The sequence below is a fragment of the Patescibacteria group bacterium genome (genome assembly GCA_041661625.1).
Taxonomy (GTDB): domain Bacteria; phylum Patescibacteriota; class Patescibacteriia; order JAHIZJ01; family JAHIZJ01; genus JBAZUB01.
The window spans coordinates 141,029-160,358 of record JBAZUB010000001.1; the positions used below are offsets into that span (position 1 = coordinate 141,029).

Annotated in this window: 17 protein-coding genes; 14 read left to right on the forward strand and 3 right to left on the reverse strand. The window is 46.6% G+C overall.

Annotation, left to right across the window (positions count from 1 at the left end; translation table 11 throughout):
• Window positions 1-40: 40 nt before the first annotated feature.
• On the reverse strand, window positions 41-1,144 hold the full coding sequence (rodA, locus tag WC734_00755; GenBank protein MFA6197671.1) for a rod shape-determining protein RodA: 1,104 nt from the start codon (window positions 1,142-1,144) through the stop codon (window positions 41-43).
• A gap of 28 nt (window positions 1,145-1,172) precedes the next feature.
• Window positions 1,173-2,015: a hypothetical protein gene (locus WC734_00760; protein MFA6197672.1), complete on the reverse strand. Its 843-nt coding sequence runs from the start codon at window positions 2,013-2,015 to the stop codon at window positions 1,173-1,175.
• Window positions 2,016-2,141: 126 nt separating this feature from the next.
• On the opposite strand from WC734_00760, the gene WC734_00765 reads away from it, so the two are divergent.
• The 6 genes from WC734_00765 to WC734_00790 all read left to right on the forward strand — a co-directional run bounded on the left by WC734_00765 (window position 2,142) and on the right by WC734_00790 (window position 11,745).
• Entirely contained in the window at window positions 2,142-2,447 is a 306-nt protein-coding gene (locus WC734_00765; GenBank protein MFA6197673.1) for a hypothetical protein, read from the forward strand.
• 18 nt (window positions 2,448-2,465) lie between these two features.
• Entirely contained in the window at window positions 2,466-5,969 is a 3,504-nt protein-coding gene (locus WC734_00770) for a DNA polymerase III subunit alpha (protein ID MFA6197674.1), read from the forward strand.
• Between the two features lie 4 nt (window positions 5,970-5,973).
• The gene (locus tag WC734_00775; GenBank protein ID MFA6197675.1) at window positions 5,974-7,143 is read left to right on the forward strand and encodes a baseplate J/gp47 family protein; all 1,170 of its coding nucleotides are present in this window, start codon (window positions 5,974-5,976) and stop codon (window positions 7,141-7,143) included.
• A gap of 263 nt (window positions 7,144-7,406) precedes the next feature.
• Entirely contained in the window at window positions 7,407-7,727 is a 321-nt protein-coding gene (cutA, locus tag WC734_00780) for a divalent-cation tolerance protein CutA (protein MFA6197676.1), read from the forward strand.
• A gap of 208 nt (window positions 7,728-7,935) precedes the next feature.
• Window positions 7,936-9,693, forward strand: a complete 1,758-nt coding sequence (locus WC734_00785) for a hypothetical protein (GenBank protein MFA6197677.1) — start codon at window positions 7,936-7,938, stop codon at window positions 9,691-9,693.
• A gap of 1,647 nt (window positions 9,694-11,340) precedes the next feature.
• Entirely contained in the window at window positions 11,341-11,745 is a 405-nt protein-coding gene (locus WC734_00790) for an NUDIX domain-containing protein (GenBank protein MFA6197678.1), read from the forward strand.
• A 117-nt stretch (window positions 11,746-11,862) separates the two neighbouring features.
• On the opposite strand, the gene WC734_00795 is transcribed toward WC734_00790, so the two are convergent.
• Window positions 11,863-12,222 carry a hypothetical protein gene (locus WC734_00795; protein MFA6197679.1) on the reverse strand — a complete coding sequence of 120 codons (360 nt, stop codon included), beginning with the start codon at window positions 12,220-12,222 and terminating at the stop codon, window positions 11,863-11,865.
• 266 nt (window positions 12,223-12,488) lie between these two features.
• On the opposite strand from WC734_00795, the gene WC734_00800 reads away from it, so the two are divergent.
• The 8 genes from WC734_00800 (at window position 12,489) to WC734_00835 (ending at window position 18,779) form a co-directional block, all read left to right on the forward strand.
• Window positions 12,489-13,166, forward strand: coding sequence for an SDR family oxidoreductase (locus tag WC734_00800; protein MFA6197680.1), 678 nt, complete (start codon window positions 12,489-12,491; stop codon window positions 13,164-13,166).
• Window positions 13,167-13,304: 138 nt separating this feature from the next.
• Window positions 13,305-13,685, forward strand: coding sequence for a cupin domain-containing protein (locus tag WC734_00805; protein MFA6197681.1), 381 nt, complete (start codon window positions 13,305-13,307; stop codon window positions 13,683-13,685).
• Between the two features lie 275 nt (window positions 13,686-13,960).
• Window positions 13,961-14,701, forward strand: coding sequence for an SDR family oxidoreductase (locus WC734_00810; GenBank protein ID MFA6197682.1), 741 nt, complete (start codon window positions 13,961-13,963; stop codon window positions 14,699-14,701).
• Between the two features lie 283 nt (window positions 14,702-14,984).
• The gene (locus WC734_00815) at window positions 14,985-15,509 is read left to right on the forward strand and encodes an NUDIX domain-containing protein (protein MFA6197683.1); all 525 of its coding nucleotides are present in this window, start codon (window positions 14,985-14,987) and stop codon (window positions 15,507-15,509) included.
• Between the two features lie 1,113 nt (window positions 15,510-16,622).
• Window positions 16,623-16,829: a hypothetical protein gene (locus WC734_00820; GenBank protein ID MFA6197684.1), complete on the forward strand. Its 207-nt coding sequence runs from the start codon at window positions 16,623-16,625 to the stop codon at window positions 16,827-16,829.
• Between the two features lie 350 nt (window positions 16,830-17,179).
• Window positions 17,180-17,722: a hypothetical protein gene (locus tag WC734_00825; GenBank protein MFA6197685.1), complete on the forward strand. Its 543-nt coding sequence runs from the start codon at window positions 17,180-17,182 to the stop codon at window positions 17,720-17,722.
• A 99-nt stretch (window positions 17,723-17,821) separates the two neighbouring features.
• Complete coding sequence (locus WC734_00830) at window positions 17,822-18,469, forward strand: alpha/beta hydrolase (GenBank protein ID MFA6197686.1); 648 nt, start codon at window positions 17,822-17,824, stop codon at window positions 18,467-18,469.
• Window positions 18,470-18,542: 73 nt separating this feature from the next.
• A complete protein-coding gene (locus tag WC734_00835; protein MFA6197687.1) occupies window positions 18,543-18,779 on the forward strand; it encodes a hypothetical protein in 237 nt (78 codons plus the stop codon).
• Window positions 18,780-19,330: the final 551 nt, after the last annotated feature.

The window sequence follows — 19,330 nt, forward strand, 5'->3', positions numbered from 1 at the left end:
GTAGCTATATTATAGCACTTTTTTACCCCCCGTCAAATTATCAGATGGTTTTTGGCCGATTTATTATGGCGCTTTGTATCATGCCGATGGCAATCAAGCTGGTGATCAATGAACTTCCACCGGCGCTCACAAATGGTAACGGCACGCCTATCACCGGCGCAATACCCAAATTCATGCCCACGTTTATGAATACCTGGGTATATATCATAATTATAACCCCGCCGATTAAAAATATGGAATAATCATCTCTTGATTTGCGGGCATGGTAAAGAATTCTAAAAAACAAAACGGCAAAGATCCCTAAGGTAAGACCGACCCCAATGAAGCCCATCTCCTCGGCAATCACCGCGAAGATGAAATCAGTTTGCTGTTCGGGCAGGAATTTTAACTGGCTTTGAGGTCCCAAACCCAACCCCCGACCCCAAAACCCGCCCGATCCAACGGCGACAATAGATTGATGAATATTATACCCGGTCGAAAGAGAGTCCTTGTTGGGCATAAAAAGGTTGGTGATACGCTCTTTTTGATAATCTTTCATAACAAACAGCCATCCGGCGCTACCGGCAGCAATGATACCCGCGATCATAATCACTACCAAAGACCGCTTGACGTTTACAAAAAATATCAATCCCAGCCAGATGATAAGATATATGATGGCCGACCCCAGATCGGGTTCGCTTAAAATCAACACCAAATATATCCCAATAATTAAGAAGCTGCGCACCAGCGTGCCCAGCCGGTCAAATTCTTGGCCATGTCGCGAAAAGTATCGAGCCAACATGATTATGGCAAACAGCTTTACAAATTCAACCGGCTGAAATCCATAATTACCTATAAATACCCAGCCGGTGGTGCCGTGTATCTTGGTGCCAAATAATAAGACAACCACCAGTAATATCCCGCCAATTACATATAGGGGCAAACTAAAAGATCGGTAAAAACGATAATTAATCAGACTGGCGGCAAAAAACCCTAATAATCCAACACCGGCAAAAACCAGTTGTTTGCTAAATATTACGTCAGGCGATCCATTAACATTTGATGATGTGCTGTATATGGCCAGCATGCCCAAACACACCAGCAGCAGTACCAAGCTGGTCATAATCCAATCCATGCGCTTTAATTGCCAGAGAAGCCGATTCATTATTCCTCAAGTATTGATGATAATCTGATTACTTATCCAGCACATTATCAACATCGAGGTTATTTGCGCTGGGTGATACCGTAATATCTGTGACATTGAGATACATTTGAGAAAATCTGACATCAAACGAACGTTCTTCATTAAGAGTCACATTCTGGAGATCGGCCGTTGCCACACCGACTGCCTTTGGCCCATTCCACAGCACTACCGTTAGATCGACTAATCCATAGCCCGATAAACTTCTGTTAAATAAATGGCCCAGTACTCTTGTCTGCGTATATTGATCTCCTAAACTTTCTGCTTTCGTATCGCTGACGCTAAAACTCGGCAGTTGATAATTTCTTGGATCGTCTAAGCGCTGCCAACTATCTACCAGGACGCTGCTTCGAGCGGTTTCCTGACTAATGTTAGTTGTGGCCGGTATGCGGATATTTTTTATCGCGACTATTTTTTCTTCGTTAGGTAAAATAAATATTTCTATGGGGTCGGATTTTGTACCGGCCAATGTGGCCGTGACACTGGCTTGGTCAGCGAACCATTGTGAATTTGGATTCTTGAGCCATACGACTATATCATACGTCCCGGTTGAGCGAGGCACTATTTCGGTTCGGCTTACGGTAATGTTTTTGGGTTTTATTTTCTGATGGACGCCGACCCAGTTGATTGAATTGCTTCTAATGTCATCTGCCCAAGCAGCTGATCCGGGTAATTCACTTATGTATCCATAAACACCCCATCCCAGGGGCAGTATCAAAACTGCATTAAACGCAATAAGACCAATAATGAGTATCTTTCTGAGAAGACTCTTGTGTGTCAAATACCAATAGCTGGCATTAAGTTCTCGATTGCCTAATTCCCCGGGTTGAGCCATAAAAATCGTATTTAAGACATTGACAGTGTACCAGATTCGTTATTTTTCAACAAGACGGATCTATGTTATAATAATCATGAATTTTATCGATTATATAACTTACTCGCTATTTAAAAAGGGGGCTCTATGTTTGAAACTTCCAAGGACATTTTATTCTGGGTCATCGCTCTATCGGTAGCAGTATTGACCGGCTTTTTGTGCTGGTTTTTGTATTATATGATATCGATAATCCGGGAAGCGAATTCGGTTATCAAGGAAGTGGAAACTAAAGTCCGCTCATTTGGCGAACTGATCGATGCGATAAAGGAGAAATTTACCAACTCATCGGCCTACTTTGGGTTGCTAATCAAATCGCTCACCAGTTTAATTTCATATGTTCAAGAACGCCGAACCAAGAAACGAAACGCCTCGTCAAATGCCAAAACCAAGTAATTTTCCACCTACGCCTTAATGGAGTTTGTCCACCTTCACGTCCATAGCCACTATAGCCTGCTAGACGGGCTCTCTAAGGTTGATGATTTAATAGCGCGCGCGCAACAACTGGGCATGAAGTCAATCGCCCTAACCGATCACGGAGTCATGTATGGCGCGATCGAGTTTTATCAAAAAGCGCAAGCCGCCGGCATTAAACCAATTATTGGCGTCGAAGCTTATGTCGCCCATGCCAGTCGAGCCGATAAGGTAAGCCGAACCGAGGAAAGGCCCTACCACCTAGTGCTGTTGGCGCAAAATGAGATCGGATACCGCAACCTGATCAGTCTCACCACCCGGGCTCATCTCGAGGGGTATTATTACAAACCCCGGATTGATTTTGATTTACTCGCCCAACACCATGATGGTTTGATTGCCTTAACCGCCTGCATGGCCGGCGAGCTTCCCAAGCATATTTTGAGCGGTAAGCTGGATCTAGCCGAAACAATGATCCGACAATATCAAAACTTGTTCGGACCTGACAATTTTTATTTGGAAGTTCAACATCATCTTAACGTAGCCGATCAAGCCAGAGTAAACCAGGCGATATTCGACCTATCTGAACGTTTGAAGGTCCCCGTGGTGGCTACAAACGACTCTCATTATCTGACACCAGAAGATGCCGCGGCGCATGATATCTTGTTGTGTATTCAAACAAAGCATAAATTATCCGATCAGAATCGGATGACATATAAAGATTTTGATGTGTCGTTACGTACGGCTGAAGAAATGGCTAGTGATTTCGCCGACCACCCTGAGGCTATAACCAATTCAGTTAAGATTGCCGAGCGCTGTAACTTGTCTATCGAGCTGGGTAAAATCACCCTGCCCTACTTTGAGGTACCATTGGGCCAAACCACGGAATCATACTTAAAAGCGCTGTGTCATCGTGGTTTACTTTCACGTTATGACATCCAGGACCCGGCCCACCCGAAAGATGATCTTGAGCGGAAAGTAATTGATCGCTTGGACTATGAGCTGTCGGTGATACTGAAGACCGGCTTTGCTTCATACTTTTTGATCGTACAGGATTTCATTAACTGGGCCAAACAAAACAAGATAGTTGTCGGTCCGGGACGCGGTTCTGCCGCCGGGTCTATCGTATCTTATCTGACAAATATCACCAATCTTGACCCATTAAAATATGAGCTGCTATTTGAACGTTTTCTGAATCCTGAACGCATATCAATGCCTGACATCGACATTGACTTTGCCGACGACCGTCGTGATGAAGTAATTCGATATGTCGAAAGCAAATATGGCAAGGATCACGTCGCTCAGATTATCACTTTTGGTACCATGGCTGCCCGCGCCGCCATCCGTGATGTCGGTCGCGTGCTGGGATTGTCCTACAGCTACTGCGATCGCGTCGCTAAATTAATTCCGATGTTTACCACCCTGACTGAAGCCATTGCCAGTATTCCGGAATTGAGAGAAATATATGCCCACGATGCCGAAGGTCGCAATCTACTTGATACGGCAAAAAAACTAGAGGGCGTGGCCCGCCATGCTTCGGTCCACGCATGCGGCGTGGTTATTACCAAGGAATCGCTAGATCACTACGTTCCGGTCCAACACGCCGCCCAGGACGACGCCACTATCGTCACCCAGTACTCGCTCCACCCGATCGAAGATCTGGGTCTTTTGAAAATGGACTTTTTGGGCCTGAAGAACCTGACCATATTGCAGAACACAATAAATATTATTGAGAAAATCCGTCAGCAGCAAATCGATCTCGATAGCATACCGCTGGACGATCCAGCGACATTTCGTCTGCTGCAGCAAGCCAAAACCACCGGCGTCTTCCAGCTGGAAAGCTCCGGCATGAAGCGCTACCTGAAGCAGCTCCAACCCAACGACTTGGAAGATATTATTGCCATGGTCTCTTTATATCGACCCGGCCCGATGGAGTTTATCCCCGACTTCATCGCCGGCAAGCATGGCCTGAAACGTACGGTTTACCTGCATCCCAAGCTCCAACCCATATTGGAAAAAACATACGGCGTGGCCGTATATCAGGAACAGATTATGCAGATTGCTCAAGCTTTGGCTGGATTTACTTTGGGAGAGGCCGATGTGCTCCGTAAAGCGGTGGGTAAGAAAATCGCCAAGCTTCTGGCCGAACAGCGAAACAAATTTATTGATGGGTGCGTTAATAACGACATTCCGAAATCAACCGCCGAAAAAGTTTTTGACTTTATCGAACCATTTGCCCGTTACGGCTTCAATCGTTCTCACGGTGCCTGTTATGCTTTAATAGCCTATCAGACTGCGTACTTCAAAGCCAATTACCCAGCCGAATTTATGGCCGCGCTGCTGACATCCGATCAAGAAAATATCGACCGGATCGCCATTGAGATCGATGAATGCCGCAAGATGAATATCCAGGTATTGCCCCCTGACATAAACGAAAGCTTTTCTACTTTTACCGTTGTGGCCGAGAAAACTCTTGCCGGCCAGCCCACTATCCGATTCGGCTTATGCGCCGTAAAGAACGTCGGCACAAATATTGTCAATACGATAATTACCGAACGAAAAGCCAACGGTCCGTTTCAAACACTGGAAGATTTCTTGACGCGGGTTAAATCAAAAGATCTGAACAAGAAGTCGATGGAAAGCTTGATTAAAGCCGGTGCCATGGAACGCTATGGTGAAAGAAATCAACTTTTGGCCAACTTGGAAACACTGCTCGCCTACGCCAAATCGGCCGATCGCGCCAGCAGCAATGGCCAGATCAATATTTTTCATCTCGCGCCGGTAGATCACCGGCCCGCCCTGCGCCTGCGTACGGCCCAACCCGCCAGCCAGCTAGACTGCCTCACCTGGGAAAAGCAGCTGCTGGGGCTGTATATCACCGCGCATCCTTTTTCGGAATATGCCGAAGTGGTCAAAGATCGGGTAACTCCAATCGCCAATCTGCTAAGCTGTGCCGGCTCGGATACCGTCATTATCGCCGGCATGGTAACCGGCTTAAAAAAGATATTGACCAAATCACACGAGACAATGTTTTTTGCGAAAATTGAGGACAGTACGGGCGCAGTCGAGGTGTTGGTGTTTCCAAAAATATTATCCGAAAAGTCTGCGCCATGGGTAGAAGATCAGGCTATTCTAGTCAGCGGACGGATAACAGACAAAGACAGCGAACGTAAAATTATCGCCAATGACGCCGCCATATTAAACCTACCGGATGCGACAAGTATAATGAATTCATTTATTCCGCCACAATACGTTGTTACCAACACTTTACCCATTACAGAATCCGGCAATCTCTATGTTTATGTACCGCCCCAGACAGACCAGACAATATATGACAAACTCAAGCAAATTCTGTTAAAATACCCGGGTGAACAATCAGTTTATGTTGTGCTGCCTGGGGTGCGCGGACAGCGTATCATCAAAGCTGATTTACGTGTCAGTTATGCGGATAGCCTGACCAACGAAGTCAATCAATTACTCGGCCCGAAATCTGTAAAAATCAACTAGGCATATGCCCGAAAAACACCACATAAGCTCAGCCAAAATTCAAAGATACTACCGACCTTTGTTATCGGTTTTTATTGTCGTAAGCTTGTTAATAGTAGGCGTGATAGTGTATTTTTCATTCTCGCGCACCATTATCACCGTAACGGCTAAATCAGAGCCAGTTGACCTAACCGTTGCCTTGTCGGTATACGGCTCTGCCACTCCTCCCGCTGCCGCTACTCAACAAGATGAAGCGGCTATCCCTGGCATTATATTGCAGCATACTCAGAAGCTAAAGAAATCATACACCGACCTTACCACCCTGGCCTCGATCCCATCTAAGGCGGCCGGTACAATCACGATATATAATAAGAATAACAAAGCCCAGCCATTAGTGGCCGGCACTCGTTTGGTGTCCGATGGCGGCAAGCTATTCCGCACGACCGAGCGAGTGGATGCGCCGGTTAACGGTTCGGTGGCTGTCGACGTGATCGCCGACCAAGTGGGCAAAGACTACGAAATAGATCCGAGCCACTTTATTCTTCCGGGACTATGGCCGGGCTTGCAAGATAAAATCTACGGCGAAAGCGCCACCGCCATGTCGGGCGGTACGACCGACACCAAAGTCGCGACGATCAATGACATTCAAAAAGCCAAAGAAGCGTCTCGATCCGAGATATACGACCAGGGTATAAACGAATTGAATTCGCAGATTAAAAAAATTAATGCCGACTGGAATGTTTCCGCCACTCGCAAAGAAATTGTTACCGAAAACGTTAACGCCGAACCCGATCAAGCCACCAGCACTATTGAAGTATCGTCATCAATGAATATTCTAGGGGTGGCTTTTGATGCCTCCGCAACCGAACGCCAGGTGCTGGAGTTAGCTGAATCACAAATTTCAGCCGAGGATTCTTTCAGCCGCAATACCGACAAGCCTATCACCTATACGATCGAGCGTTATGATGTTAAAACCAATACCGTTGAAGTCAGGGCTTTGTTAAGCGGCAGCACCACTGTAAAATTGACCAATCCGATGTTTGACCGCAAAAACCTGGTCAACAAAGACCGTCAGGAAATCACCGGCTATTTCAGCGGGTTCAAGGAAGTGGATTCAGCTGAAGTGAGATTTTCGCCATTTTGGGTAATTCGAGCGCCATCCTTGCCGGATCATATCGAAGTACGTCTCAAATAAACGCAATATCACTTATTGGCTAATATTAGGTAAGTATATATATTTAAGTTCGCATAATACCTAGTTGTGGCGAAATCGCTTCGCTCCTCGCCACAACGGGCCGCTCCTGCCGTCGCTGTTCTGCTCGTCGCTAGTCGCGACATCGCACAACAGCGCCTATGCGGACATGCCCGTCACCCCGCAGAGCGTGGCTCCGGACACGTCGCATCAGGCGCGGCCCGTTATCGGAAATTTCTCGGGCTAAGCACTTCTAAGATTTAAACATGCCAATGAACAACGGATTCATAATAATCTATATTACACATCCTGACTTAAAAACCGCGAAGAAAATCGTGGCCTCTTTAATGAAAAGTCGCCTGATTGCTTGTGGGAACTTTTTCCCAATACAAAATACTTACTGGTGGAAAGGCAAAATTGAGAACTCCAAGGAAACCGTTTCGATAGTAAAAACAAAAACCAAGAACTGGGAAAAAGTTAAATCTGCAGTGGTCAAGCTTCATCCTTATGAAACGCCTTGCATAATTAAAATTAATGTTAATGCAAATGATAATTATGAATCTTGGATAAACAAAGAAACGAAGTGAAAATCGCCCGAGAAACATCCGATAACAACGAGTATCCGATATGCTCCGCACAATCGGATACTCGTGAACGTTATATGGCATATACTTTTCCTTTCATTAACCAATAAACCCCCGTATCTCTGGATGAGATAATATGATTTACTTATATCAGACTCAGTGATGCACAAGCTTTCAAAGACGATCCAGCTAATCGAATAATGCTACTATAATGACTCCAGAAAAGTCAGAACCCCCCTTTCACCCTCTATCACCCGATGAACTTCGCCAGAGCGAAGGTCGGGACGATCCGCATTTTCTAGATGGAAAAGTCTCAGCTGAAGAAACACTTAATGAGATCGAGTTTCTGGCTGATCGCACCCTTCCTGATATGCCCTATTCGCCCAGAGACCATGGGTTAAGCGCTCCGCCCGAGATTCAGGACGATTCAAAACCCGATACCAAACGCACTAATTACGAGCAAATGGAGGAAGAAGCGGAGAAAGTCGAAAACCGCGCTCTTCTCCGTCTCTCAGAAATAGAGCGGTCGCACGACCAAGGCGTTCAACTTACTATCGAGCAACTTCGGTACGTTTATGAAATTGATAGGCGACTTCCCGCGAGTGAATCAGTGAATGAAATCATCGAGAATATCCGAAACCATCGCGACATGAGGGCTGACCTGTCGATTGCCTTGGATATCCCCCAAGATAAAATCAGCATTACGACAGAAGAGGCGCTCGCTGGCGGAAAACTATTCCACTTCGGAGATCTTGATATGAGCAAACTTCCATCGGCCCACGGGGTGGAGCTACCTGAGCGCGTATCTGGATCGCTGTATCTTGAAAAACTCACATCATCAGATGGTCTGACATTTCCGAAGCAAATCGACGGACATCTCCGATTGGACAAACTGCGAGAAGCAAAAGAATTAGTACTCCCACAATCGATTGGTGGCTCGCTGTTCATGCCCGGCTTACAAACCGCGCGCGGCGTCACGTTTCCGGAACGCGTGGGAAACTCGGTCGTGCTTAACAGTCTTACTTCGGCAGACGATGTCACGTTTCCGCGCGAGGTCGGCGGTCTTATGCAGCTTAAACGTCTCGTCACCGCGACGAACTGCGTTTTCCCGGATAAGGTCGGCGTTTTGCTCGATCTCTCAAGTCTTGTTGCTATCGAGAATGTGAGGTTCCCGAAAAAGGTCGGGCAATTACTTCTTAAAAGTCTTGAATCGGCGAATAATGTGGTGCTTCCGGCTGAGGCTTGCTCAGTGTGGCTTAACCGACTGACTTCGGCAAAGGGCGTGACGCTTCCGAAAAGGGTCACCAGCATCCATCTCAACAGTCTTGAATCTTCTGATGGTCTCGTTCTTCCAGCCAGGATCGAAAGAGACATTGATTTGGACAAATTGCGTTCGGCTGATGGGCTGGTCTTTCCAGAGCGCCTGAGCGGCGATCTCAGCCTCGGCAGTGCGACATCAGCCGAAGGTATGATCCTGCCTGACAGAATTGAGGGAAGCCTCAGTCTAGAAAAACTGGTTTCTGTGACTACCCTGCGACTCCCCAGGTACGTGGGTGGCTCTCTGTATCTCCATAGTCTAGAAAACGCTGGTGGAGTTGACTTTCCGGATCGGGTGGGTGGCTCGCTGTATCTCGATAGCCTGGAAAACGCTGATGGAGTCGACTTTCCGGATCGGGTAGAGGAGACCCTGTGTCTTACAAGTCTTAAGAGCGCCAACAACGCTAACTTCCCGAAATACATCGGTTGGTTTCTTGACCTTAGAAACCTGGCATCAGCTAAGGGTGTTGCCTTCCCCGACAAAGTCCGCGGCTTCACGATCCTTGGACAACTTAACGAAAGTGAGCTCGCGGAGCTCCAAAAAAAATACCCGTACCTCTCGAGCCGGACTTCTAGAAGCGAGGACGATCCGCGTCTAATGCAATTGCATAGAAAATTCATGGACGAGAAGCATCCGCCCGCTGAAGACTAGGTGGTTGCCTCAATGAAATCCGTTCACTCAGAAAGACACTCAATGGTATAAAGGATAGGAAAAGTATACATCATATAACAGTGTGTATACGACATGCCCTGCACGATCGCATACACGCAAACGTTGTATGACATGGCTGTAAGCATTCGCCACATCGCACAACACGGGCTAGCCGGTTCGTGAGCGAAAATATATGCAACACATCTACCGAACAATCATCATAGTACTCATCTTTGTTCTTGCGATACTTTTATTTGCGCCTGGAAAATTGGATTATCGACGGATTTCTTCGGCGTATGATCCATCCTCGCTCGAGTGCCAGATACCACTTGATGGCCGTTGGGAAAGCTGCTTTGGCATCTCTTTCAATGAATCATGTACACAAGAGACAAAGTGTATATCTGAATGCCAAAAGACATGCCTTGGTATCATACGGACGACTATCGGCAGTGGACTGATGAGAAAATTCGATTACTGGAAACGATAGTATTTTTCGCTCACTCACCCAAATTACTCCTTCATTCCGGCGGTAGCGCTCCGCGCAATTCTACCACCTCCATTCCGTCGCAACTTCGGCTAGCCCGGAACGTTGTACGCCATTTTCCTCGAGCATTTCTCCTAGTCATTTTTGAACATTAAAACAAGACCTCGTGCCAGATTGTCCGATTGGACGTTCCAGCACGAGGCGCTCAGAAGCATAGAGAACAAGGTCTCAGCGCGACACCCTGTCCACGATTTTTCCATAACCCATCAGGTAGGCAAGACCGCGCATGTAGTCAAGCTTATTTTGTGCTAAAACCACACGTTCGTTGGCGATCATTAGCCGCGTCTGGTAGTAACCACGAGTGAACGGTCTACAAGAGTAGTGTGGATCATGCTCCTCCACCATTACTGCATCAGCACGATCAGAATCCCTCAACCGAAAAGCTTCCTCAAGACAATTCCTGGACGCTTCCAGCTGCAGTCTAACGGCATCCTCGTCCCAGCTCGAGAACTCTCGGATGAATAGATGTCTGAGCAGCGGGGTAATAACTCGCCTGAACATGCTTCCTCCTCCAGGCTTCCGGCCTGATTACCACAGAAATCCCAGTTTCCCGTGGATGAGCAATGGTACTTCAAATTTCGGTAAATGTCAAGTATAAATGCCCAAAAATGACTCACTATTCATATGGTTAAGGAAAACGGCGTACAACAGCGTATATCTGCCATGCGCTTCGCTGCACAGCAGATGATACGCAAACGTTATATGGCATATTGCTCGGCTTGACTTCAAGACGTTCCAGATATAAAATCACACATTCGTCCTTTAACAGATAAGATATTCTTGGGGGGCTCGCACAATAGGAGGTAGTCATGCTTGAAGTGCTCCAATGGATTTGCACGATTATCGTTGTTCTTCTCTTGTGTGGTGGTGTTGGGCTTCTCGTGTTCATTATGTACAGCGTGTTCATGTTTGGCCCGAGTGGATCGAAAGTGTTCCTAAAGAACACCCTCCTCAACATCATCCATCCGAATCGAAACCACACCAACGGTTCCAACGCTCCTTAGGGGAAGAATCCTTCCCCGTCCCCCAAGAATATTTTACTAGTTCTCAGGGCCAAGCAATACACCATATAACACGGCGTATACGACATAACGGCAAATATTATGAGCTATAACCATCTTTTTAGAATCAGCGTCCATGCTGTTATCACCGATGATAATCAGAATGTTTTGTTGCTCAAACAAACTTACGACAATGAAAGGTGGGGGCTGCCAGGTGGTGCACCAGAACCTCCAGAGACTATACAGGCTACGTTAATTAGAGAATGTAAGGAGGAACTTAATTGCGATATCGAGATTAAATACTTAAGTGGTGTTTACTACCACCAGAAACATAGTTCGTACGTATTTATATACAGGTGCAGCCTAGCGAAAGACTCGGTTATGCAATTAAGTGGTGAACATTCTGATTATCGATATCATAGTATTGATGAGCTGAGCGATGTTCAGCGTCAGAGAGTTAAGGATTGTTTGGACTATACTGGCGAGGTTAGAAGTGCAGTCTTCTAATCTTTGCCGTTATATCGCATACGCCGAAACGTTGTACGATATCGTGTTTTTTCACAAATAAAGCGAGACCCTTGGATAACCTTGGGTCTCGGAAGAAGCTTGGGCGTCTGCTGGTAGTTAACGGCTGCCCCGGGTACGTACGCTGGCCTCAATCTCGTCGGCATTCAGCATTCTTCTTATGCCAACGTAACTACCTGCCACCAGATCGTTGAGCGTGATTACTTGTGCTGGCCGTCCGAGTTTCACTTCCTCGATTGGTTTCTTGTTCTGCGATGTTGCCAACACCGCCAACGTGGGGTTGTCTGTGACTTCAGTGCTGGTCACGACAAGGTATCGAAACCAGTGATTCTCACCCACTCGAATGACACACTTCAGGACCGGCGGTGTGTCACCAATACCTAGAAGCAGAACCCGTACCCGAAAATCGCAGAATGCGATTGTGTTAGCCGCCTTCAAACACATCTGAACAAAGGTCATGTTGCCTCCCTCCTATTTCGGCCTAAGTTCTGTTGGACCGTATCATAAGACAACGCATTAGTCAATACTGCGACGAGACGCCCAAGTGGTGTTAGAATGACCAATACACGACATCGCACAACAGCGTATATCTGCCACGCGCTACCGCGACACAGCAGATGATACGCAAACGTTGTCCGAAATATCCTTTTCTTTCTAAGCTATCACTATTATTTCCGTAATAAATATATTTGATCCTTCTCTATAAAAGCTAATCTCAAGAACGTATGCTGAAAAACATATTAATTGTAGGCGGAACATCTGGACTAGGCCTTGAACTGACAAAAATCTATAGTTCGCTCGGCCATACAGTTACTATTGCCGGTCGGAAAAACCCCAATCTTACCAATGTTCGATTTGTCAGTTTTTCAATCACAAGCCACCTAGAAGAAACCATTAAACAAATCGATGAATTACTGTCGCAGATAGAAAAAGTAAATACGTTGATTTATACCGCTGGATTCTACCAATCAGGCCACGTTGACGAACTGAGTGATACTCAAATCACCGAAATGGTAAACATCAACCTTCTCGTACCCGCCCTCATGGTTCGTCGATTGAAAAATAATCCTGGAAAGCCGCTTAAAGTCATGCTCATAACCTCGAGCTCGCAGTACACTCCGCGTGAACTCGAGCCAATGTATACCTCCACGAAAGCCGCACTCGGCATGCTTGGAGCATCCCTCTCGCTTGATCTGGGAATTGGCAAGGTTCTCGTGGTCGCGCCATCCGGCATGAAAACGCCTTTCTGGAAAAACAGTAATGACACGTCAGAATACCTTGAACCAAAATGGGTGGCCGAGCAGGTGGTAGAATTGTCCAGCGGTCCATTTAAATACCGCTATGCTAAAATACTCCGTAATCCGCAAAAGGTTGAGATTGTCGAGACAAGACAGCAAGAATAATCAGGATCAAATATATTTATTACGGAAATAGGTTCTGACGAACGAAAGAAAAGGAGACTTCGGACAACAGCGTATATACGATACTATCGCATCGTATATACGCAAACGTTGTACGACATTACCAAAAGCTAACCATTTATGACCATGAAAATTCTCAAAAGCAGTGAAGTCCCGTTTGTCTCAAAACCTGAAGGTACGAATGTTCGGTATTATCTCCGTGAAGAGTACGAAGTTCATTATAATGATCAGGTTCCTGGATCAACCCAGACCTGGCACCATCATGAGAAAATCCTCGAAACACTGTATATCATTGAAGGTGAGCTAACCGCAGAGTGGAAAACTGGTGAGATCACCGAGAAACAAATTGTCCAAGCTGGTGACCTCATCGAAACGGAACATACCCCTCACACATTCACGAATCATACTGACAAGGTCGTGAAATTTCTCGTGATAAAGCAGGTGCTCTCTGGAGAAAACAAACGGGATGTTTTGAAAACTGATAAGGTCGTCGATCAATAACTATGGCGCTTTTGGTAACATCGCACAACAGCGTATATCTGCCATGCGCTACCGCGGCACAGCAGATGATACGCATACGTTGTGGCGAAATCGCTTCGCTCCTCGCCACAACGGGCCGCTCCTGCCGTCGCTGTTTGCGCTCGTCGCTAGTCGCGACATCGCACAACAGCGCCTATGCGGACATACCCGTCACCCCGCAGAGCGTGGCTCCGGGCACGTCGCATCAGGCGCGGCCCGTTGTGCGAAAATTAAATCAGCCTTTATAATAATTCACCATGAAACTCAAGAATAAAGTTGCCCTCGTCACTGGTGCCTCAAAAGGAATCGGAGCAGCTACGGCAATCGCCTTGGCCAAAGAAGGTTGTTCGGTTGTTCTTAACTACAAAACGGACGGTCAATCAGCCAAGAATGTCCTGGATCAATGTACCGTCTATTCAACAGGCAACCTGGCGATCAAAGCGGACATTACCAATAATGTTGCCGTCCAGAACATGTTTGAAAGAATCAAAAAAACTTATCCCTCACTTCATGTACTCGTTAACAACGCTGGAACCTTCGATGAACACGATAATCCAACGAACGTCGAAGCGTTTGAGAACCTGTTTCAAAATAACTTTCTTTGTCATATTTCCGTTATTAAGCACGCATTGAAAACCATGAAGCGAGGTAAGATCGTGAATGTATCTTCGATTCATGGCCGATTGGGGTATGGACGACCAACAGCGATTGCCTACGCCGCTTTCAAAGCAGCACTCGAGAATTACACAAAGAATCTGGCAAAAGAACTTGCACCAAGAATATTGGTTAATGCTGTGGCACCAGGACGAGTGGCAACACCGATGTGGGGGAAGTTAAATACACGTCGACAAAAGAAGCTTGGCGAGGTGCATCTCATTAAACGAATGATCCAACCGGAAGAGATTGCCGACGCGATTACCTTCTTGGTGAAGAATGACGCAATGTGTGGTGAAATACTGACCGTTGATGGTGGGTACCGGCTTGGGAATATCAGTTAACAACCACGGCTGATTTAATCATCGCACAACAGCGTGTATACGATATTACCACATCGCATACACGCAAACGTTGTGGCGAAATCGCTTCGCTCCTCGCCACAACGGGCCGCTCCTGCCGTCGCTGTTCTGCTCGTCGCTAGTCGCGACATCGCACAACAGCGCCTATGCGGACATGCCCGTCACCCCGCAGAGCGTGGCTCCGGACACGTCGCATCAGGCGCGGCCCGTTGTATGACATGCCGCCCGGAGCCTCTCTAAGAAAATCATTGAACTGTAAACGAGTATGAGCAAGGCAAAAATACTTATTGTCAATGAAAACGACGAAGTAGTTGGATTGAAAGAAAGAGGAACTTTAAATGCGGAGGATATTTATCGCGTCTCGGCCTTATGGATTCAGAATTCTAAAGGTGACACTCTCTTAGCCCAAAGATCATTCGACAAAAAAAACGACCCTGGAAAATGGGGTCCCGCAGTCGCCGGGACTGTTGATGAAGGAGAAACCTATGACTCCAACATCATCAAAGAGGCCGATGAAGAAATTGGTTTGACGAACCACCATTTTGTAAAAGCGTTTTATAAAAGGAACGACGGTAAACATAAGTATTTCGTCCAGTGGTATTTTGCCTTACTGGATAGGGATATTAATGAGTTTACAATTCAAAAGGAAGAAGTTGAACGAATCAAATGGTTTTCAAGAGAGGAGTTACTCAAAATATTAGCTGATTCTCCAGATAATTTTCTGAAATCTACCAAGGATTGTGTAACGTATTTCACAAATCATGCAGGCTCCGGGCGGCACATCACATAACAGCGTATATCTGCCATGCGCTACCGCGACACAGCATATGATACACAAACGTTGTACGAAATCGCTTCGCTTTTCGCCACAACGGGCCGCTCCTGCCGTCGCTGTTTGCGCTCGTCGCTAATCGCGACATCGCACAACAGCGCCTATACGGACATGCCCGTCACCCCGCAGAGCGTGGCTCCGGGCACGTCGCATCAGGCGCGGCCCGTTATATGACAGAACAACACATTCTTTCCGCCCCTGCTGTGGCGGTTGGGAATCAGGGCAATTTTTCTTCTGCTGTTTGAAATAAGAAAAGGGCGCGGTTCCTTTGAACCAACGCCCCGTAGGATCATCGTCCACCTAAGCGAACGTATCATCACACCTACCCGACCTCTGTGGCCTTAGCACACTCGAGGATCTGGAGTCCCAGTGGCCGAGGCGGCATACTCTCCTGCCAGCCTCCGGTGACCGTCAGGATGCGTCCATCCGGGAGCTTGATAGGGAGGTTCTTGTGGAAGGCCGCCATGCCCACCCAGTAGCTCTTGCCCTCGTACTCGAACTGAATCGTGTCCATCGATGGATCCCCCTCGGTATGTGATAATGCTGACAACGAACCCCTGCTCTGGGTTCGTCTTACAGCATCCTTGTAAGAAAAACCGCCCAGAAACAGAATGGGGAATCATATCACCATTTCAAAGAGATGTCAAGCGTTAATGCCCTAAAAACCGAAGAAAAATTGCCCTGATTCCCAAACCCTTCCCTTCAGTCGGGTAAAGAATGTATTGTTCCATCATATAACACGGCGTATACGTCACTCCACGTTGTTCCGCGTCGCATACGCCGAAACGTTATATGCCATTTGGGTTTGGTTCTTTAAATTTAAATAAGAAGACCGCCAGCGTTTACCAGCGGTCTAGATCTCACGTTGCAGCTAAGTGCTCAAGCAGACTTGTGGAGAGTCACTCTCGCTCGGCCCGAGCTACTCATTTCGAGGACAAGTGTGCCCGCAAGCCCGTTACAAACCTTGAGAAAGAGTAGCTCGTAGTAGTCTCTCCAGGCCACATTGCTCGGCACTTGAATGATATCCGACTCATAAAACTCACTAAAGCACGGAAGGACGTCTCGGCAACCATGGCTAGGAATGATATGCCAGCGTGCACCCTTCACGACGTCGACGTTTTTCGCGGTCGTCCTGAAGTCAATCTCGAGACGACTTTCACCGCTCTCGGATCCCGTCATGCTTTGTCTGATCGCTCGGATCAAGAGCGCTGTACTCTGCTCAAGCCGGAGCAGATCCGACGGCGTAAAGAAGTTCATGTGCAGATCGGGCATGTTTAGCCTCCTTGGAAGGTGGTAAGAAACCACGGAAATCTGCCAAGCAGGTGCCGAGCAGATTGGAAAGGAACCGTGCTATTCTTATCACAAAATTGTTCCTATGTCAACCCGAACCAAACCCAAACAGCATGCAACAGTGTGTGTACGGCTCCGCGTTTAAAGATTATACTTGAGGTGGATTAGGGAAGTTTTAGAAGTTCCTCAAACCTGAGTAGCGTTCGAAATGCCGCTCCGCCCAAATCGCCGGTTCATTATGGGGGTTGGCCTCCGGCCTTATTGTACCCCCTCCATTCACCAGCGACTTCGTACACACGCAAACGTTGCCTCTCAACTAAGATTGTAATTTACCTGGTATGAGTTTCAAGATTTGCTTCATCGGTTCCATTCCAAAAGGTGATGACCACCGAAAGGGTTGGACTGACTGGAAAACACGTTACACACAGGTGCTTTCAAAACTTGATGGTGTCGAATTCGTTGACGGCGATGATTGGAAGGACGAATCACAGCCTCAACTCACGTTCGGTCATGATGCGAGTATGATCAAATCATCCGATCTCATCATTGTAGACGCCGAAAAAGAAATCGGAAAAGGTATTGGCGCTGGTACGGCTCAAGAAATACTCATCGCCAAGTATTTTTCCCGGCCAGTCATCGCCGTCATTCCGAAAGACACTCATCATCGCCGGTCCAACATTGTTTTCAACGGCAGTCTCATTGGGGATTGGATTCACCCTTTCTTACTCTCTACATCCGATCTCGTGGTCGAAAGAATTGAAGACGCTCTTCCGTGGATTCGAGAATACTACCAGAATCCAAAAAGTAAGCGTATACTGGATATGACCATCATCGATGAGGCAATTGCTGCTTTCAAGCTTTATCAAGATACGAACGGTTGAGAGACAAACATCGCCTAACAGCGTATATACGTCATACTATGCACGGCGCATGATAAGCAAACGTTGTACGCCATAATAAAAACTCATTAATTAACATCTATGCAGAAAACTCAGATATTTTACATTCACGGCGGTGATACTTTTAGGAACCAAAAGACATATTTGCATTTTTTAAAGACTCGTAAAATATCAGTGCCTTACAGAATTAAATGGCACACTACGTTTTTAGATAAGAAACTTGGCGCAAATTTCGAAATCATACGACCTCGGATGCCCCTTCAAGATAACGCCAAGTATGGAGAATGGGCGTTACATTTCGAACGGCACTTTCCTCTGTTGAGAGATGGCGTTATTTTAATCGGCGGGTCTCTCGGCGGCATTTTTTTGGCAAAGTACCTTTCGGAAAATAAATTTCCCAAAAAAATACTTGCTACCTATTTAGTCTGTCCACCGTTTGACGATTCTCTGCCAAACTATGACTTGGTTGGCGGCTTCAAATTACCAGTGGATTTATCATTGCTTGAGCAAAATTCACCAATACTTCACTTACTGTTCTCAAAAAATGATGGCGTAGTACCTCCTTCACACGCCAAAAAGTATGCCGTCAAACTAAAAAATGCAAATATTATCGTATACCCTCGTATTAATGGTCACTTTGAAATATCTGAGTTTCCAGAGATTGTGAAACTGATAAAAGCTGATCTTAAGAAAAAGCAGTTCTTATTACGGCGTACAATACCTAGTTAGGCAACACGGCGCTCTTTGAAAGAACGAATACTGTTAGGAAGCTCGGACCAATTACTGAAGGGAGGTAATGATGATGAAAGAGCTCATTGTTCGGCGTACTGGACCAGATTCTGCCCCGCGGTTCACCTTGAACGCTGCGGCTGAAACTACCCAAATTGCCGTTCGAGACAGTGGAACCGGAACCGTGGAGGTGATCTTTACCGGCACATTCTACTCGGATGAGGCATACAAAGAACAGGGTGGTGCAGAGAGGGAGAGGCAATATCTGGGGCACTACCGAGAGACTGGAAAGCCCGTTCCAACTTCTTAGTTTAGATCCTTGCGACTATCCAGGGGAGATACCGAGCGTCTCCCCGCTTCCTAACAGTATTCGTTGAGCGCCACATCGCCTAACACGTTATATGACATCAATATTTCTCTTCCAAGAATGTTGAACCAGCAAAACGATTATCGGCCCGTATTCTGGGCACATCTCACGTTACTCGCTATCATCCTCATTTCGCCTTTATTCTTTTCCTGGTGGCTAATTGCAATAGCGGCGATCGTTCTGTGGATACAGAATATCGTTATTGGTGGATGTATTCTCACCTTTCAGCAATTCGGCAAGTCAGACCCGGACATGACCTTCTGGTACCACGTACTCACTCGGCTCAAACTGAAGGTCAATAAACGAAAGGTAAAAATAACAGTTCGATATATCCTCCCATTCGTTATTATCACCCTTGCCCTTCTTTGGCAAAAAGGTCTTAGTCACGATCCGCTGCTGTTCTAACGATAAATATTGACATCATACAACAGCGCGTATACGACATTAGCACGTCGCATATACGCAAACGCTGTACGATATCGTGTTTTTTCACA

Excerpts from the sequence above, each read along its gene's own strand:
- rodA (MFA6197671.1), bottom strand. The coding sequence starts at position 1,144 with ATGAATCGGCTTCTCTGGCAATTAAAGCGCATGGATTGGATTATGACC.
- WC734_00760 (MFA6197672.1), bottom strand. The coding sequence starts at position 2,015 with ATGGCTCAACCCGGGGAATTAGGCAATCGAGAACTTAATGCCAGCTAT.
- WC734_00765 (MFA6197673.1), top strand. The coding sequence starts at position 2,142 with ATGTTTGAAACTTCCAAGGACATTTTATTCTGGGTCATCGCTCTATCG.
- WC734_00770 (MFA6197674.1), top strand. The coding sequence starts at position 2,466 with ATGGAGTTTGTCCACCTTCACGTCCATAGCCACTATAGCCTGCTAGAC.
- WC734_00775 (MFA6197675.1), top strand. The coding sequence starts at position 5,974 with ATGCCCGAAAAACACCACATAAGCTCAGCCAAAATTCAAAGATACTAC.
- cutA (MFA6197676.1), top strand. The coding sequence starts at position 7,407 with ATGCCAATGAACAACGGATTCATAATAATCTATATTACACATCCTGAC.
- WC734_00785 (MFA6197677.1), top strand. The coding sequence starts at position 7,936 with ATGACTCCAGAAAAGTCAGAACCCCCCTTTCACCCTCTATCACCCGAT.
- WC734_00790 (MFA6197678.1), top strand. The coding sequence starts at position 11,341 with ATGAGCTATAACCATCTTTTTAGAATCAGCGTCCATGCTGTTATCACC.
- WC734_00795 (MFA6197679.1), bottom strand. The coding sequence starts at position 12,222 with ATGACCTTTGTTCAGATGTGTTTGAAGGCGGCTAACACAATCGCATTC.
- WC734_00800 (MFA6197680.1), top strand. The coding sequence starts at position 12,489 with ATGCTGAAAAACATATTAATTGTAGGCGGAACATCTGGACTAGGCCTT.
- WC734_00805 (MFA6197681.1), top strand. The coding sequence starts at position 13,305 with ATGACCATGAAAATTCTCAAAAGCAGTGAAGTCCCGTTTGTCTCAAAA.
- WC734_00810 (MFA6197682.1), top strand. The coding sequence starts at position 13,961 with ATGAAACTCAAGAATAAAGTTGCCCTCGTCACTGGTGCCTCAAAAGGA.
- WC734_00815 (MFA6197683.1), top strand. The coding sequence starts at position 14,985 with ATGAGCAAGGCAAAAATACTTATTGTCAATGAAAACGACGAAGTAGTT.
- WC734_00820 (MFA6197684.1), top strand. The coding sequence starts at position 16,623 with ATGGCTAGGAATGATATGCCAGCGTGCACCCTTCACGACGTCGACGTT.
- WC734_00825 (MFA6197685.1), top strand. The coding sequence starts at position 17,180 with ATGAGTTTCAAGATTTGCTTCATCGGTTCCATTCCAAAAGGTGATGAC.
- WC734_00830 (MFA6197686.1), top strand. The coding sequence starts at position 17,822 with ATGCAGAAAACTCAGATATTTTACATTCACGGCGGTGATACTTTTAGG.
- WC734_00835 (MFA6197687.1), top strand. The coding sequence starts at position 18,543 with ATGAAAGAGCTCATTGTTCGGCGTACTGGACCAGATTCTGCCCCGCGG.